This is a genomic window from Neolewinella aurantiaca (assembly GCF_008014675.1).
Classification (GTDB): Bacteria; Bacteroidota; Bacteroidia; order Chitinophagales; family Saprospiraceae; genus Neolewinella; species Neolewinella aurantiaca.
The window spans coordinates 272083-284529 of the sequence record NZ_VOXD01000003.1; the positions used below are offsets into that span (position 1 = coordinate 272083).

Below are 12447 nucleotides of genomic sequence, written 5' to 3' on the forward strand. Positions count from 1 at the left end.
CATCGACCGGGCTAACGCAACCGCCGCAGTATTTCCCCTACGGCAGGGCACACCAGGGTATTTCGTAGCGTGAGCGGCAGAATCTGTAACATGTTTTTCCGGTCTGTATGCGGGTATTCCCGGCAGGCGCGCGGTCTTGCTTCGTACACGGAGCAGTAGTTGTCCGGCCCCAAAAAAGGGCAGGGCGCAACGTTGAGGACATAATCGCCTTCGTTGTCCATGTGCAGGTGTTGATCGATGAGCTGGCCGGGTTTAATGCCCAGGTGCCTGGAAAGCCGGTCAATGTCGATGTCACGAAAAATAGGGCTGGTTGTTTTGCAACAGTTGGCGCAGTCGAGACAGTCGATTTCCTGAAATACCTCTTCGTGGAGATTGTGGAAGCGCTCGTCCAGGTCTTTGGGTGGACGAGCCTTCAGTTTGCTGAAGATTTTTTTGTTGGCCTTACGCTCGTGGCGGGCCTGCTCTATCGCTTTTTCTACGTCCATAACGGCTGAGGAGCTTTACTCTGCATTGTCTGACACGATGAGCTCCGCCACTGAAGCTTTGAAGCTCTGCTCAAATGCTTCGAATTTGCTGGTGGCTTTGCCGTTAAAACCGGTATAGATCCGCTTTACCTTATTGTTCCGGTCAACGAACAGGAGGGTGGGGTAGCTGATGATTTTGTTCAACATCGGCAGGGCGTTGAGGGCGGCTTCTTTGTCGCTGGGGCCGGCAAGCAAAACGGGCCAGGGCACTTGCATATTTTCTTCGTAACGGCGAACAGCAGCCCACGAACGTTCGTCGTCGGCGCCGTACTGCTCAAACGCCAGCGCGATTACTTCCAGGTCCCTGGTGTCGTTGTTGGCGAGATACTCTTTCAGGAAATCTGCCTCTTCGCGGCAGTTCGGGCACCAGGTTCCCATGATTTTGATGAGCTTGGGCTTGCCGTTGTACGCTGGATCGTTCAGAGATACAGTTGTACCATCCGCTTTAGGGAAACTGAAACTGAGAGGGATGTCTTCGTTCATCAGCGTGAGCTCATCGGGGCTTTTAAGGACAAAATCGGGATCGCGCTTAGCCGTCCAGTTGGTCAGGTAATGCCGACCGGAACGGAAGGTGCCGCTAAGGGTTCCGTCTTCTTTGATGAGTGCTTCGAAGAGGAAGAGATGGGCTCCGTCAAATACACTCAGGTAGGCTTTGTTTGCCTGTACGGTACCTTCCAGAAAGCGGTAATCGCCGGTTTCCGTGCGGAACGTCCCGCTGAGGTAATTGCCGTTTTGTTTGAATTCCGCAATGCCGGGGTACGGGGTTTCGTCTTCCTTGCCGAACATGACCGCCCACGTGCCACTGATGTCAGCTGCCGGCTCCTTGCGTAATACCGTGAAGCGATGGTCCTGCCCGTGAAAAGCCTTGAAGGGAATCCGGTAGTTGTCGCGGTAATTCACGACGTAGACGCCCTCAATCACTTTTTCTTCGAAGTAAGCACTGATGTAAGCGTCGTAGACGGGGAACTCGATCCGGATGGTATCGCGGCCTTGCGCGCGGTCGCGCCCGGTTTGGATGTTCTGCGGCGGAATGGTGATTACCTCCTCTCCGTTGTGTACGTCGATGCGGAAGGTGGTATCGTTTACGTAAACCACATCCATATTGAAGGGCAGGGCACCGTTGGTTACCTCATCGAACTCGAGGTTGGTCTTTTCGGGGATCGGAGCCCCTTTGGGGTTCGGTACAATCGGGTTGTACTCCAACTCGAGTACGGCCCGGTAGGGGCCGGGTGGCAGGGTGGGGTAGCGGTCCTGCACGAAGGTGCAGGAAAAAAGGACCAAAGGCAAAAAAACGGTAGTGAGGAAACGGAAGATTGTTCTTGAGCACATGTGCGTATATCTTTGAGAGTGTTTCTTACAGGAAGGGGTGAAAGTACCGTGATCTAACTTGTCGTTTAAGTCAGGGGGCAAAAGCGGCCGTCAAAAATCACCTGGGGTGGCTGAGGCAACTATAGTTCAGTATATATCAAATTGCAGGTTCGGATAATGGTTGAGATGTTGTGTCTCAAACAAAACACATTCGACGCGTAGCGTCTCAACCAAGAATAGATTATTCCTTCAATTTGATGTACACGCGTTAGCCCGGGGGTAGTTGCCGAACAGGTGGGGGTTAGCCTTCCTGTGAGCCCTCTTTCAACTTAGTAGCATTCTCCGCTACCTGCAAACCCTCAATAACCGGCTCCAACCCACCAGAAATAATCTTATCGAGGTTATGCAGCGTAAGGTTGATGCGGTGATCGGTAACCCGGTTCTGCGGGTAGTTGTAAGTACGGATCTTTTCGGAGCGGTCTCCGCTGCCAACGAGCGATTTACGGTTAGCGGCGAGCTCGCTCTGCGCGGCCTTGTCCTGTGCCGATTTGATGCGTTGGTACAATTGCGCCATCGCTATCTCCTTGTTCTTGTGCTGCGAGCGCCCGTCCTGGCTTTCGCTCACGATCCCGGTGGGGAGGTGGGTGATCCGGATGGCCGATTCGGTTTTGTTTACGTGCTGTCCACCGGCGCCGGAGGCGCGGAAGGTGTCGATCTTCAGGTCTGCTTTGTTGATGTTGATGTCTTCCTCTTCCATCTTCGGCAGCACGGCGACGGTGGCTGCTGAGGTGTGGACGCGGCCCTGGCTCTCCGTTTTCGGAACGCGCTGTACCCGGTGGGCACCAGACTCGAACTTGAGGTGACTGTACACATCATCTCCGTGAACTTCGATGACCAGCTTGGAATATCCTCCGGCGGTGCCTTCGTTTTCGTCGATCACTTCAATCTTCCAGCCTTTACCTTCGCAGTAGCGGCGGTACATATCGTAGAGGTCGCCGGCGAAGATGGCCGCTTCATCGCCGCCCGCACCGGAGCGGATTTCCATGATGATGTCGCGCTCGTCTTCCGGGTCTTTGGGGATGAGCATCACCTTGATTTCCTCGTCCATCGTCTCCTTCGTTTCCCGCAACTCGTCGTACTCCATCTGCGCCATTTCGCGCATCTCGGGATCGGGGTCCTTGCGCATCGCGTCGGAGCTCTTGATGTTATCGAGCAGCTCGGAATACGTCAGGTAAGTATCCGCAATTGGCTTCAACTTGCCGTACTCCTTATTCACCTTCGTGAATTTCGACGGGTCGGTGATGATCTCCGGATCGGAGAGCTGTTCTTCAAGGTTTTTGAAGCGGTGGAAGATGGCTTCGAGTTGGTTTAACATAACTGTGGAGATTCAAAAGCGGGCGCAAAGATAACGAAGTGCTGTTGAGTAAAGGTTTTGTAGACCAGGATTGTTTTTTTGCGCGGCCGCAGGTGCCGTGATAGTTAAGGGGAGCGCGCTCCGAGGGGCTCAGGTTTGGGTAAGTTCCGTGGAGCTGGCTTCCTGCAACCTTCATTGCACCCGCGGCCGCGCCATTTGCACACTTCAGGAGGCGAAAACCACGTTCGGTAGCCAATGAAACACCGCACCAAAATCCTGATCGTTCTGCTTTCCGTTGTCTTAGCGGGGGTGGCCGCACCGGAACTCCTGCACCAAAACGAAGGCAAATCCCGCGCCACCGGGTCTCCCGGTAACGGGACAATTGAAAACGCCTGGCTCATCCCTTATTTTGGTGAAAACTACCGTTACTTCAGCCCGCTGAGCTATTACGTCTTCAACCGGGGCTACGCCCACCACCGGGTGCACAATGCCATTGTGGAGGCGTACGAAACCTGCGAGACCACCTGCCCTGGGGTGCAGTTCAGACTGATGGAGTGCGGCAACAAACACGGCGGAAAAATGTGGCCGCACCGGACGCATCAGTCCGGCCTTTCTGCCGACTTCATGCTACCCAAGACACTCAACGGAAAGCCGCACCGCTGGCTGGATCACCTTGGCGTCTGGCATTACACCCTGCAAACCGACCAGGCGGGCAACTATACCAGTCGCGTCGCCGTAGACTTCGAAACCATGGGCCGCCATTTGCTGGCCCTCGACGATGCGGCCCGGAAGAACGGATTGCGCATCGAAAAGGTGATCCTCAAAATCGACCTTAAAGACGATTTTTTCAAAACACAAAGCGGAAGAGAAGTGAAGCAGCGGGGCATTTACTTTGCCCGCGCGCTACCCAAAGTTGTGGATGAACTCCACGACGACCATTATCACATAGACTTTGTGCTCAGCAACTGAGGCTCAGCCGCGCTTACTGCCTCAGGCTCCACACTTCGTGCAGGGGTTCTCCTTTTGAGCTCACTCCCCGGTGTACCCAATCGCCGTTTTGGAGTTTGAAGTCGAAGCTGAGCTGCGAACCGGCACGCTCCGGGTCACGGCTGAAGAACTCGATTTTCTCGATGTACATCCCGTTCTCGTCGGTCGTGTACGATCCACCGCCGGTGGCGGTGAACTTCTTCTTGGCGATGTCGAAGGCAATCCACTGGAAGCGGGAGCCGGAGAGAATTTTCATGGTTTTCCGGGGCGATGTCCGTCTTTCACTCAGGTCCTGCATCTTACCGTTGCGCTTACGGCCGATGATTTCCCATGCGCCCGGAAGTGCACCGGGGCTCATGTCGTCGGTACGCGTCCAGACTTTGTCTCCGTTAAAAACAAGGACACTGCCCACGAGGGAATACGGCATGGTGGAAACGCCACCCACCTGGGTAGAATCAGACGAGTCGAATTCGTAGGTGATGCTGAAGTTGTCCCAGTCGGCGCGCCAGCGGCCGCCGAGGGTGGCGATGAATTCGCCTGATTCTTTGTTGTAGGCGGTCATCACCATGAAACCGTCGGCGATGGTCATGGTGAGCGCCGAGGAGCGCCCCTGGGCGTCGGTGAAGGTCGATTCCCATGCACCAAGGAGCTTAGTAGCGGGAGATTGAGCAAAAAGCGCTGCGCCGAAGGCGAAGCTGAGGGATAGTAAGAATAAACGCATAGAGAAGTTGTTTCGGACACATAACGCGCCTGCCGGGAAAAAGCTTGCTGAGAAACGGGGTTTGTACCTGCGTCCTCGCCCGGAATTTCAGTTAATAATGTTGGGGCCTTTGCCGGTGAATCGGAGCGGGGGAAACCAAACTATACCAGCAATCCGTATATTTGCCTGAACGATTTAGCAATAAAGTCGTTAGAACGACCAGCCGGCAGCATTTTTTGCGGGCCGACGTCATCAAAGAATACCCCACATATGGGCCTACGCAAAACTGCTTCCCTCATCATCTACCGATTCCGCGAGCGCGGTCTCGAGGTTTTTATGACCCAACAATCTGACGATTGGGGCCTGCCGGGAGGTGAAGTCAACATGGACGCCGACCAGGAATATATTGAACTGGAACCGAGCGAAGACCGCGAAGAAGCAGTTGCCGTTGAGGGCGACTGGCACGAAATTCCTTCGCTGAAGCAAATGCTTTACGAAGAGTCTGGCGAACTGAAAGACCGACTCAAGGAAATCGAACAGGGCGCTTTTGTCTCCATCAAAGACGCGCTTAAGCAGCGCCTTTCAGCCGGACAGGTTGAATTCCTCCGCGAACTTCGCGATGTGGTTACCGACCGCAATTCTGTCCGCGATCTTTAATCGGGTTGTTTCATTTTAGTTGTCCATTACGAAAGCGTCTGAGTAAATCCTCCGCAGCCGCTCTAAAATGGTGTTGAGTTCGTCTTCGGTGGTATACTCCACCTGCGCGCCTATGCGTGTGAGTCTTCCTTCCGGCCGGGCGAAGGTCTCGAAACCAGCGCGCCGGATTCGATCGATGTTTTTCTCGACGTTGCGTTGTGAACCGTACATACCGGTGGCGATGTAGGCGGTTTTACCGGCCGTTGCGGGTGAGGTTGTCGGTTCCGGAGTTGTTGCATCCGCCGGAGGCGGAATATTGATGGTCGTATTCCCTTCCCGTTCGCGAATCGGCGAATCGGCGGGTTGTTCATAAGGCTGGCTTTCAACCACAGGATCGCTGAGGCGGGGGGGCTCCTCGGGGGCTACCTGATCGGCATCGACCGGTTTCGGGCCAGGAGCGACGTTCACACGATCGGAGGGGACTTCGATGCGGTTGCTCTCGGTACGCACTACCGGGGTAGGATCAGCCGTGCGGCTGAGGATGAGCTGACCTAATTTCAGGATGATGAAAATCGCCAGCAGCATCCCGATCCCGGCAGCAACCCACCACAGTATTTTGCGGAGTTCCGGGTTGTAAAGCAGTCCGGATTTTTCCTCGTCGGTAGTAGTGGAAGCCCCCAAGCGTTTGGTCCACTTCAGGCGTTTTTTTACGGGCGCGGCCGCAGGTGCAGTGGCAGGGTTAGCGAGCATAGGATCTGCAGCTAATCGCCGTTGTTTTTCGGTTCTGACGATAGGTCTCAGTTCGATGGAAGGCAGGCCGAAATTTTCTTTGCTGTAATTGTCTCCTCCGGAAGTGAAACTGATCTGACCATCGAAGTGCTTGAAAAAGCGCCCAAGGCCATCTACGGTGACGGAGCGTCCGGCGTCGAGGCTCTCCTGCATATTGCGCAGGAATTCTCCGAGTTGCAGCAGGGCTTCTTCGTGCGAGAGGCCTTCCCGTTCCTCCAGAGCCCGGAGGATACGGCCGTCGTCCAGTACCAGGTTGGCGTTAAAGCTTACTTGCTCCGAGGGCGGAGCGGCCTTGCCCTCTAAAGGACTGATCAGAGCCGGCTGCGGCAGCAGCCGCAGCGTACCGAGACCAGGAAGGCAGACCTGCTCTTCCTCCATGAGGAGATGACGAATTGTATCGTTAATGATCGTTGGCATATAGTACAAAGATAGTTACAGCAAAAGGATCGTGGTATATTGGCGCGGTCTAAACCGAATCTACCCATGCGTTACCTTTCGATATTTGTTCTGGTTGTATTCCTGTCCGCATGCGGAGAGCAGGCCGCTACGGCAGGAAGCTCAGCGGCTGAGCCGGCCATGGCCGGTATTACTGACGTAAATCCTCTTAATGACCCTGCTCCCCTGTCGGAATTGGTAACTTTTAACGGAATTGGTCCGGGCGCACACCTGGTCTCACCCTATACGTTGAAGGGCCAAGCCGTAAGAAATTGGTTTCACAACGGGCGTTTTTCGGTCTCCATCGTAGGAGAAGACGGGCTGATGATCGCTTCGTCGCCAGGTATGGCTACGGGGAATTCCACGCCGGGCGGCTGGGTTCCCTACCAGTCTAAATTAGCCTGGATTGCGGGGCCGGGCACCAAAGCCAAAATTATCCTCGCCCCCAACAGCGCCGTGGATAAGGAAGCTGGCGGGTTGCGGGCGGTCGAAATTCCAGTAATCCTTAAATAGGGAAACAGCAACTACTGCATTGGTTGTACTTTCAGGGCGCGCGCGCAGGGCTGACGCATAGGATTCGATTTTAAGCTTTTGGCTCGAGATCATAGTCACAGCCTAAGAGCTTGCAACCCAAAACGCGTAGCGTTTTTACTAGCCCATCCCCCATGGGACCGCCGAAGGCAGCAGCGAAGCTCACGGGTTGGGGGGGGGGGGGAATACGGCTTAACTAGCCTATGCGTCAGCCCTGGGGGGGGGGGGGCGCAAAGGCGTACTTGTATGCTCAGGCCCGCAGAAGAGGTGGATGCGCTGCCGCTTCGGGGTTCTAAGCCGGGCCTTGTGCCTGTGACAGGTCAAAAAAAAGCCCCTTCCGAACATATCGGAAGGGGCGAACAAACTTAAAGTCGATCATGCAAAAATCTTGTTACTGTAGCGCGAAGGCTGTGGTATGGTTCTTTACGTCTCCGGAGGAGACGATGAGTTGGTAGGCTCCGGATTGGAGTTGGTCGAGCTGGTAGGCACGACGAATGTCCTCGGGGCCGGAAACCTGATCGGTGAATACAGTTTCACCTTTATCGTTGGCAATCTTAATGTCTACCCGCTTTCCTGTTTTGTTGGTGTAAGCAACAACCATTGTGCGGTCAGACTTGAAGTTCATGGTCGGGTAGACCAAGTGGGTGGCTTTATCTACCTTCGCAATAGAGTACTTAGCGTTCATCTTAAGCGGAAGGGTGGTTTTGCCCATTTTATCGGTAACGATGATGTTGTAAGTGTTACCAGAGAAGAGAACTTCTTTGAAACGCTTATTTACAAAATCGCCTTTGGCGACAGAGTCTACGTAAACGACGTTGCCGAATGCATCCGTAATTTCGAAGGATGCTGCCTGAGAAAGGGCTACGGTACTGCGCATTACGATTGTACCACTTGTCACGTCACGCTGGACCGTGAGGTCTTGCGGATCGATAGAAGCAAAAGCAGAAGCCGTTGCTAAAATCAGGATGAGAAATGTGGTGAATACTTTCATGTTGCAGGGTATTTCGTTGGTCAGTATTGCATGTCCGACTCCCTTTGATAATGCAAATATGGAGCGGCTTTTGAAATCATCCCTTGCACATATTGTCAGATTGCAAGCAATTTTTAACATCGGGTTAATTCATGCGGACAGTCGGTTAATTCATGCACATTTGAGTGTCAATTTTCGCGAATTTTCGCGAACGTTAACATCAATTCTGACTTCGAAACGTTACTTAAACATCTACCTTCGTCTTAGAATAAAGCAAACTCCTTTTTTCCTTCCAGTTAAGACAATATGGAAATTACACAACATCCCATACGTGAGCAGGTCACCCCAATTCCTGGTAACTCGTTTTTGGTTAAGCATTACGCTGATCCCAAGGCGCGCGTAAACAAGACTCCGAACTGGCACTACCATCCGGAACTGGAATTGGTGTACGTCCACGGGGGGCACGGCCGCCGGCATGTCGGTAGTCATGTATCTCACTATACTGATGGAGAACTGATTCTCATTGGTTCCAATCTTCCGCATTGGGGTTTCACGGATCGGTTTACGGGAAATAAGGCTGAGACGGTTGTTCAGTTCTCTCCGGAGTTTCCTTCGGCAGATTTTCTGAACCTTCCTGAGATGCGCAACGTGAGCTATCTCTTTGATCGGGCGAGGAATGGTCTGTCCTTTAATGGTTATACCCGCCGGGTAATGGGAGCACGAATGGAAGGGCTCATCGATCAGCCGCCGCTTCAGAGGATTCTGACCCTGGTCGATATTCTGCAAAAGCTGGCGGTAAGCGAGGAGTTTGAATCTTTGAACGCCGATGGTTTTCACCTTCAGATCGCTACGCACGGCTACGATCGCTTCAACGATATCCAGCAGTTTCTCAGTGAGAATTTCCGCAGGGACATTCCTCTTACCGAGGTTGCCCAGGTTGCTGGGATGACGGTACCCTCTTTTTGTCGTTACTTCAAAAAAGTAACGGGCAATACCTTCATTAACTACCTCACCAACTTCCGCATCGTTTACGCATGTAAGTTGCTGGGTGATGATCACTCTGCTATTACCGAAGTGGCTTACGACAGTGGCTTCAATTCTCAGAGCCAGTTCAACCGGGCTTTTCGTAAGTTCGTTGGGCGTACTCCTTCGGAGTACCGGGCCGATCTTTGGGTAGGCGTGTCGGGGTCCATGCCTGACGAGAAATAGTTGAACTCTTGCTTAGGGCACAAACCATATTGTCGCTTACCCCCTTCCCAGCCTCCCCACATCGCTACACTGGGGAGGAGCAACCGCGACAATCTGGTTTGTGCCCCTTGTTTATGATTCTGGCCTAACTATTATTCTTCCGGCTCAGTCTCCATTCTGGCGAGTGAAACTCCTATCCTTGTATATAAGGAATCTACCCATGCGGGCTCCTTCCGGACGATCCACATCAGGCTGTCGAAGCTGGTGCGGGAGAACCCGTGATCCTCGAGTACCTTATTATAGTATACCTCCTGCATGGAATCACGAACAAGTACCGGGATTTCCGTTGAAAGGGCTTCGGCGAGGTGAAGATCGGTCATTACGGGGGTAATGACGTCGAGGTCAACCGGGCAATCTCCTACATCGGGGCTGGTGCATGCAGTAAGAATAAGCGTCAGGACAAAGAGAAGAGTAGGGCGGATCATTCCGTTTGTTTGGGGTAAAGGTAGGCGATGCGTTTAGCACCTTCTAGGGTAAAGTCTTTCCATTCATCAACGTCTGAACGGGCGCCAACGATGCCACAGGTAGGCACGTTTTCGAGGTATACGTCGTTTTTAAGCCGGTTGGCCAGGTCGGTATACCCGGGATTATGGCCGAAAATCAGAACAGTTTCCCATTCATCGGGAAGTTTTTTAATTTGTGCTTCGATAGTTTGAGGCGATGCGTGGTAGAGTTCCCGGAGGTAAATGGTGTTTTCCACAGACAATATATCCTTAAAATAGGCCGCTGTCTGGCGGGTGCGTTTTGCCGTGGAAGACAAGAGTCCATCCGGGGCAACATCAATGCCAAGCAGGCGTCGGGCCATTACGGGGCCGTCGCGTCGGCCGCGTTTATTGAGTGGCCGGCTGTGATCGTCAAGTGTGGGGTCATCCCAACTGGATTTCGCGTGGCGGATAAAGTATAGGGTTCTCATTAATTCTGCTTCACGTTGTTTTAATCTTGAGTTAACAGTCGAGAGGGTCAGTTAACTTAATTTTGCGGCTGCTGTTAAAAATCAAACACGCCGAATACAAAAAAGTACCGGTCTGTTCTCAAAACCTGCATTGTATGAACCAGGCTAAGATACTCCTTGTTGACGACGAACCTGATATCCTTGAAATTCTCGAGTACAATCTGAAGAAAGAAGGCTACGAAGTAGCTACTGCCGACAACGGCGAACAAGGACTTAAGCGGGCCAAAGAGTTTAAACCAGACCTTATCATCCTCGACATCATGATGCCGATCATGGATGGTGTGGAGGTTTGCCGCCAACTCCGGGCTGAAAACGACTTCGATAGTACCATCATTACTTTCCTTACCGCGAGAGAGGAGGACTACAGTCAGATCGCAGCTTTGGATACCGGAGGGGACGACTACATCACCAAGCCCATACGCCCCCGTGTATTCCTGAGTCGGGTCAAGGCACTGCTTCGCCGCGGTGTCCGTAAGGTAGAGGAAGCGCCAACCCTGATCACGATCGGAGACATTGAGATTGATCTGGAACAGATAGTTGTGCGCCGCGGCAGCGAGCGTATCGAACTCGCTAAGAAAGAATTCGATCTTCTTACTCTGCTGGCGTCTAAGCCGGGCAAAGTCTTCAGCCGTGATGAGATATTCAACCGTGTCTGGGGTGCTGATGTTATCGTAGGTAACCGAACGATTGACGTTCACATCCGCAAATTGCGTGAAAAGCTCGGGGACCATTACATCAAAACAATCAAGGGGATTGGTTACAAATTCGTCTTTTAATTGCTGAAAAACAGTACTCCACGTCAAATTGCTCTCCGCGCCGCTGCAACCATCGGCGGTGCCCTTTTGGGGATATTACTTGTACTTAAGGCTTTTGTGCCGGAAGTACCCTGGTTGGTCATTGTATTGGTGCCGCCGTGCAGTGTGGCCATTGCCCACTTCGTGGTGCTTACTTATATCGACCGTTACATTTACCGAAAGATTAAGCTGATCTACAAAACCATTCACCAGCAAAAGGTCTCCTCAGACCTCAAGCGGGAAGGGGTAGACCTCGACCAGCCCATCATCGACGATGTTGAGCAGGAGGTGGAAGAGTGGGCTAAGAAGCAGCAGCAGCAGATCGATCAGTACGAACGCTTTGCTGAATACCGCCGGCGGTACGTAGGCGATATTAGTCACGAACTCAAAACGCCCATCTTCAATATTCAGGGCTACCTGCACACCCTGCTGGAGGGTGGGTACCACGACGAGAAGATCTCGATGAGCTTCCTCAAAAAGGCGGCTAAAAATGTTGAACGGCTGCAAACGATCGTGGAAGATCTCAGTGCAATCAGCCGCCTGGAAAGTGGAGAACTAATTCTTGACACCGAACCTTTCGACATCAAAGCGCTCGCGACCGAAGTTTTCGAGGAACTCGAGATGAAGAGCAAGGAGGCCAAGATAGAACTTGGCTACAAATCCGGAGCAGATACGGGCTTCATGGTTATGGCCGACCGGGAGAGTATCCGGCAGGTACTGGTTAATCTGGTTACCAACAGTCTTAAGTACGGTGATGTGGGTGGCTCCACCCGCATTGGCTTCTACGACATGGAATCGTACATCCTCTGCGAGGTTGCAGACAACGGCATCGGTATCCCCGAAAAGCACCTGCCGCACGTTTTCGACCGCTTTTACCGGGTCGATAAAAGCCGCAGCCGTCAGAAAGGTGGCTCGGGGCTGGGCCTCGCTATCGTAAAGCACATCATGGAGGCGCACCAACAGACGATCAACGTGCGCAGTTCGCCGGGGCTGGGCAGTACCTTCGGGATTACGCTGGCAAAGGCGTAGAGGACGAAGACTTAATCTCGTGCAGCAAGTTAATTCGTTGCCGGTGAAAGGACTGATTCCGGCGCGACCCTTTAAGTTTGTGCTGAGGCAATCGGCCTATACATAGAGAAAGCAAAAATGTGTAACTTGAATTGATGAGCCGCCGCCGTTAGGAGGATGGCGGTCATCAATCAAGCTACACATTCGTAAA

The 12447-nt window shown here is 52.9% G+C and carries 14 protein-coding genes; 6 read left to right on the plus strand and 8 right to left on the minus strand.

Annotated features, from left to right (window positions below):
- Positions 1-11: 11 nt before the first annotated feature.
- The 3 genes from FUA23_RS03385 to prfA all read right to left on the minus strand — a co-directional run bounded on the left by FUA23_RS03385 (position 12) and on the right by prfA (position 3207).
- Entirely contained in the window at positions 12-485 is a 474-nt protein-coding gene (locus FUA23_RS03385; protein WP_147929298.1) for a YkgJ family cysteine cluster protein, read from the minus strand.
- Positions 486-500: 15 nt separating this feature from the next.
- A complete protein-coding gene (locus tag FUA23_RS03390) occupies positions 501-1853 on the minus strand; it encodes a TlpA disulfide reductase family protein (RefSeq protein ID WP_147929299.1) in 1353 nt (450 codons plus the stop codon).
- A gap of 280 nt (positions 1854-2133) precedes the next feature.
- On the minus strand, positions 2134-3207 hold the full coding sequence (gene prfA, locus FUA23_RS03395; RefSeq protein WP_147929300.1) for a peptide chain release factor 1: 1074 nt from the start codon (positions 3205-3207) through the stop codon (positions 2134-2136).
- Between the two features lie 234 nt (positions 3208-3441).
- On the opposite strand from prfA, the gene FUA23_RS03400 reads away from it, so the two are divergent.
- Positions 3442-4155 (plus strand): hypothetical protein, encoded by a 714-nt coding sequence (locus FUA23_RS03400; RefSeq protein ID WP_147929301.1) that lies wholly within the window; start codon positions 3442-3444, stop codon positions 4153-4155.
- 13 nt (positions 4156-4168) lie between these two features.
- Here FUA23_RS03400 and FUA23_RS03405 read toward each other — a convergent pair whose 3' ends face one another.
- Positions 4169-4894, minus strand: a complete 726-nt coding sequence (locus FUA23_RS03405; RefSeq protein WP_147929302.1) for a membrane or secreted protein — start codon at positions 4892-4894, stop codon at positions 4169-4171.
- A gap of 249 nt (positions 4895-5143) precedes the next feature.
- Between FUA23_RS03405 and FUA23_RS03410 the strand changes: the two genes are divergently transcribed.
- Positions 5144-5530, plus strand: coding sequence for a hypothetical protein (locus FUA23_RS03410; RefSeq protein ID WP_147929303.1), 387 nt, complete (start codon positions 5144-5146; stop codon positions 5528-5530).
- A 15-nt stretch (positions 5531-5545) separates the two neighbouring features.
- Here FUA23_RS03410 and FUA23_RS03415 read toward each other — a convergent pair whose 3' ends face one another.
- The gene (locus tag FUA23_RS03415) at positions 5546-6715 is read right to left on the minus strand and encodes an HU domain-containing protein (protein WP_147929304.1); all 1170 of its coding nucleotides are present in this window, start codon (positions 6713-6715) and stop codon (positions 5546-5548) included.
- A gap of 66 nt (positions 6716-6781) precedes the next feature.
- On the opposite strand from FUA23_RS03415, the gene FUA23_RS03420 reads away from it, so the two are divergent.
- Positions 6782-7246: a hypothetical protein gene (locus FUA23_RS03420; protein WP_147929305.1), complete on the plus strand. Its 465-nt coding sequence runs from the start codon at positions 6782-6784 to the stop codon at positions 7244-7246.
- A 409-nt stretch (positions 7247-7655) separates the two neighbouring features.
- Here FUA23_RS03420 and FUA23_RS03425 read toward each other — a convergent pair whose 3' ends face one another.
- Positions 7656-8255: a hypothetical protein gene (locus tag FUA23_RS03425; protein ID WP_147929306.1), complete on the minus strand. Its 600-nt coding sequence runs from the start codon at positions 8253-8255 to the stop codon at positions 7656-7658.
- 285 nt (positions 8256-8540) lie between these two features.
- Between FUA23_RS03425 and FUA23_RS03430 the strand changes: the two genes are divergently transcribed.
- A complete protein-coding gene (locus FUA23_RS03430) occupies positions 8541-9443 on the plus strand; it encodes a helix-turn-helix domain-containing protein (protein WP_147929307.1) in 903 nt (300 codons plus the stop codon).
- A 131-nt stretch (positions 9444-9574) separates the two neighbouring features.
- Here FUA23_RS03430 and FUA23_RS03435 read toward each other — a convergent pair whose 3' ends face one another.
- Both FUA23_RS03435 and FUA23_RS03440 read right to left on the minus strand, forming a co-directional pair.
- Positions 9575-9907, minus strand: coding sequence for a DUF4296 domain-containing protein (locus FUA23_RS03435; protein ID WP_147929308.1), 333 nt, complete (start codon positions 9905-9907; stop codon positions 9575-9577).
- On the minus strand, positions 9904-10395 hold the full coding sequence (locus FUA23_RS03440; RefSeq protein ID WP_147929309.1) for a SixA phosphatase family protein: 492 nt from the start codon (positions 10393-10395) through the stop codon (positions 9904-9906). The genes FUA23_RS03435 and FUA23_RS03440 overlap by 4 nt, the downstream gene beginning before the upstream one ends.
- A gap of 134 nt (positions 10396-10529) precedes the next feature.
- Between FUA23_RS03440 and FUA23_RS03445 the strand changes: the two genes are divergently transcribed.
- Positions 10530-11210, plus strand: coding sequence for a response regulator transcription factor (locus FUA23_RS03445; RefSeq protein ID WP_147929310.1), 681 nt, complete (start codon positions 10530-10532; stop codon positions 11208-11210).
- A complete protein-coding gene (locus tag FUA23_RS03450; protein WP_147929311.1) occupies positions 11211-12257 on the plus strand; it encodes a sensor histidine kinase in 1047 nt (348 codons plus the stop codon). It begins immediately after the preceding gene.
- Positions 12258-12447 lie beyond the last annotated feature (190 nt).

What these genes read in the sequence shown, in the direction of transcription:
- FUA23_RS03415 (WP_147929304.1), bottom strand. Translation starts at nt 6,715, where the DNA reads ATGCCAACGATCATTAACGATACAATTCGTCATCTCCTCATGGAGGAA.
- FUA23_RS03430 (WP_147929307.1), top strand. Translation starts at nt 8,541, where the DNA reads ATGGAAATTACACAACATCCCATACGTGAGCAGGTCACCCCAATTCCT.
- FUA23_RS03445 (WP_147929310.1), top strand. Translation starts at nt 10,530, where the DNA reads ATGAACCAGGCTAAGATACTCCTTGTTGACGACGAACCTGATATCCTT.
- FUA23_RS03440 (WP_147929309.1), bottom strand. Translation starts at nt 10,395, where the DNA reads ATGAGAACCCTATACTTTATCCGCCACGCGAAATCCAGTTGGGATGAC.
- prfA (WP_147929300.1), bottom strand. Translation starts at nt 3,207, where the DNA reads ATGTTAAACCAACTCGAAGCCATCTTCCACCGCTTCAAAAACCTTGAA.
- FUA23_RS03420 (WP_147929305.1), top strand. Translation starts at nt 6,782, where the DNA reads ATGCGTTACCTTTCGATATTTGTTCTGGTTGTATTCCTGTCCGCATGC.
- FUA23_RS03405 (WP_147929302.1), bottom strand. Translation starts at nt 4,894, where the DNA reads ATGCGTTTATTCTTACTATCCCTCAGCTTCGCCTTCGGCGCAGCGCTT.
- FUA23_RS03435 (WP_147929308.1), bottom strand. Translation starts at nt 9,907, where the DNA reads ATGATCCGCCCTACTCTTCTCTTTGTCCTGACGCTTATTCTTACTGCA.
- FUA23_RS03385 (WP_147929298.1), bottom strand. Translation starts at nt 485, where the DNA reads ATGGACGTAGAAAAAGCGATAGAGCAGGCCCGCCACGAGCGTAAGGCC.
- FUA23_RS03425 (WP_147929306.1), bottom strand. Translation starts at nt 8,255, where the DNA reads ATGAAAGTATTCACCACATTTCTCATCCTGATTTTAGCAACGGCTTCT.
- FUA23_RS03390 (WP_147929299.1), bottom strand. Translation starts at nt 1,853, where the DNA reads ATGTGCTCAAGAACAATCTTCCGTTTCCTCACTACCGTTTTTTTGCCT.
- FUA23_RS03410 (WP_147929303.1), top strand. Translation starts at nt 5,144, where the DNA reads ATGGGCCTACGCAAAACTGCTTCCCTCATCATCTACCGATTCCGCGAG.
- FUA23_RS03400 (WP_147929301.1), top strand. Translation starts at nt 3,442, where the DNA reads ATGAAACACCGCACCAAAATCCTGATCGTTCTGCTTTCCGTTGTCTTA.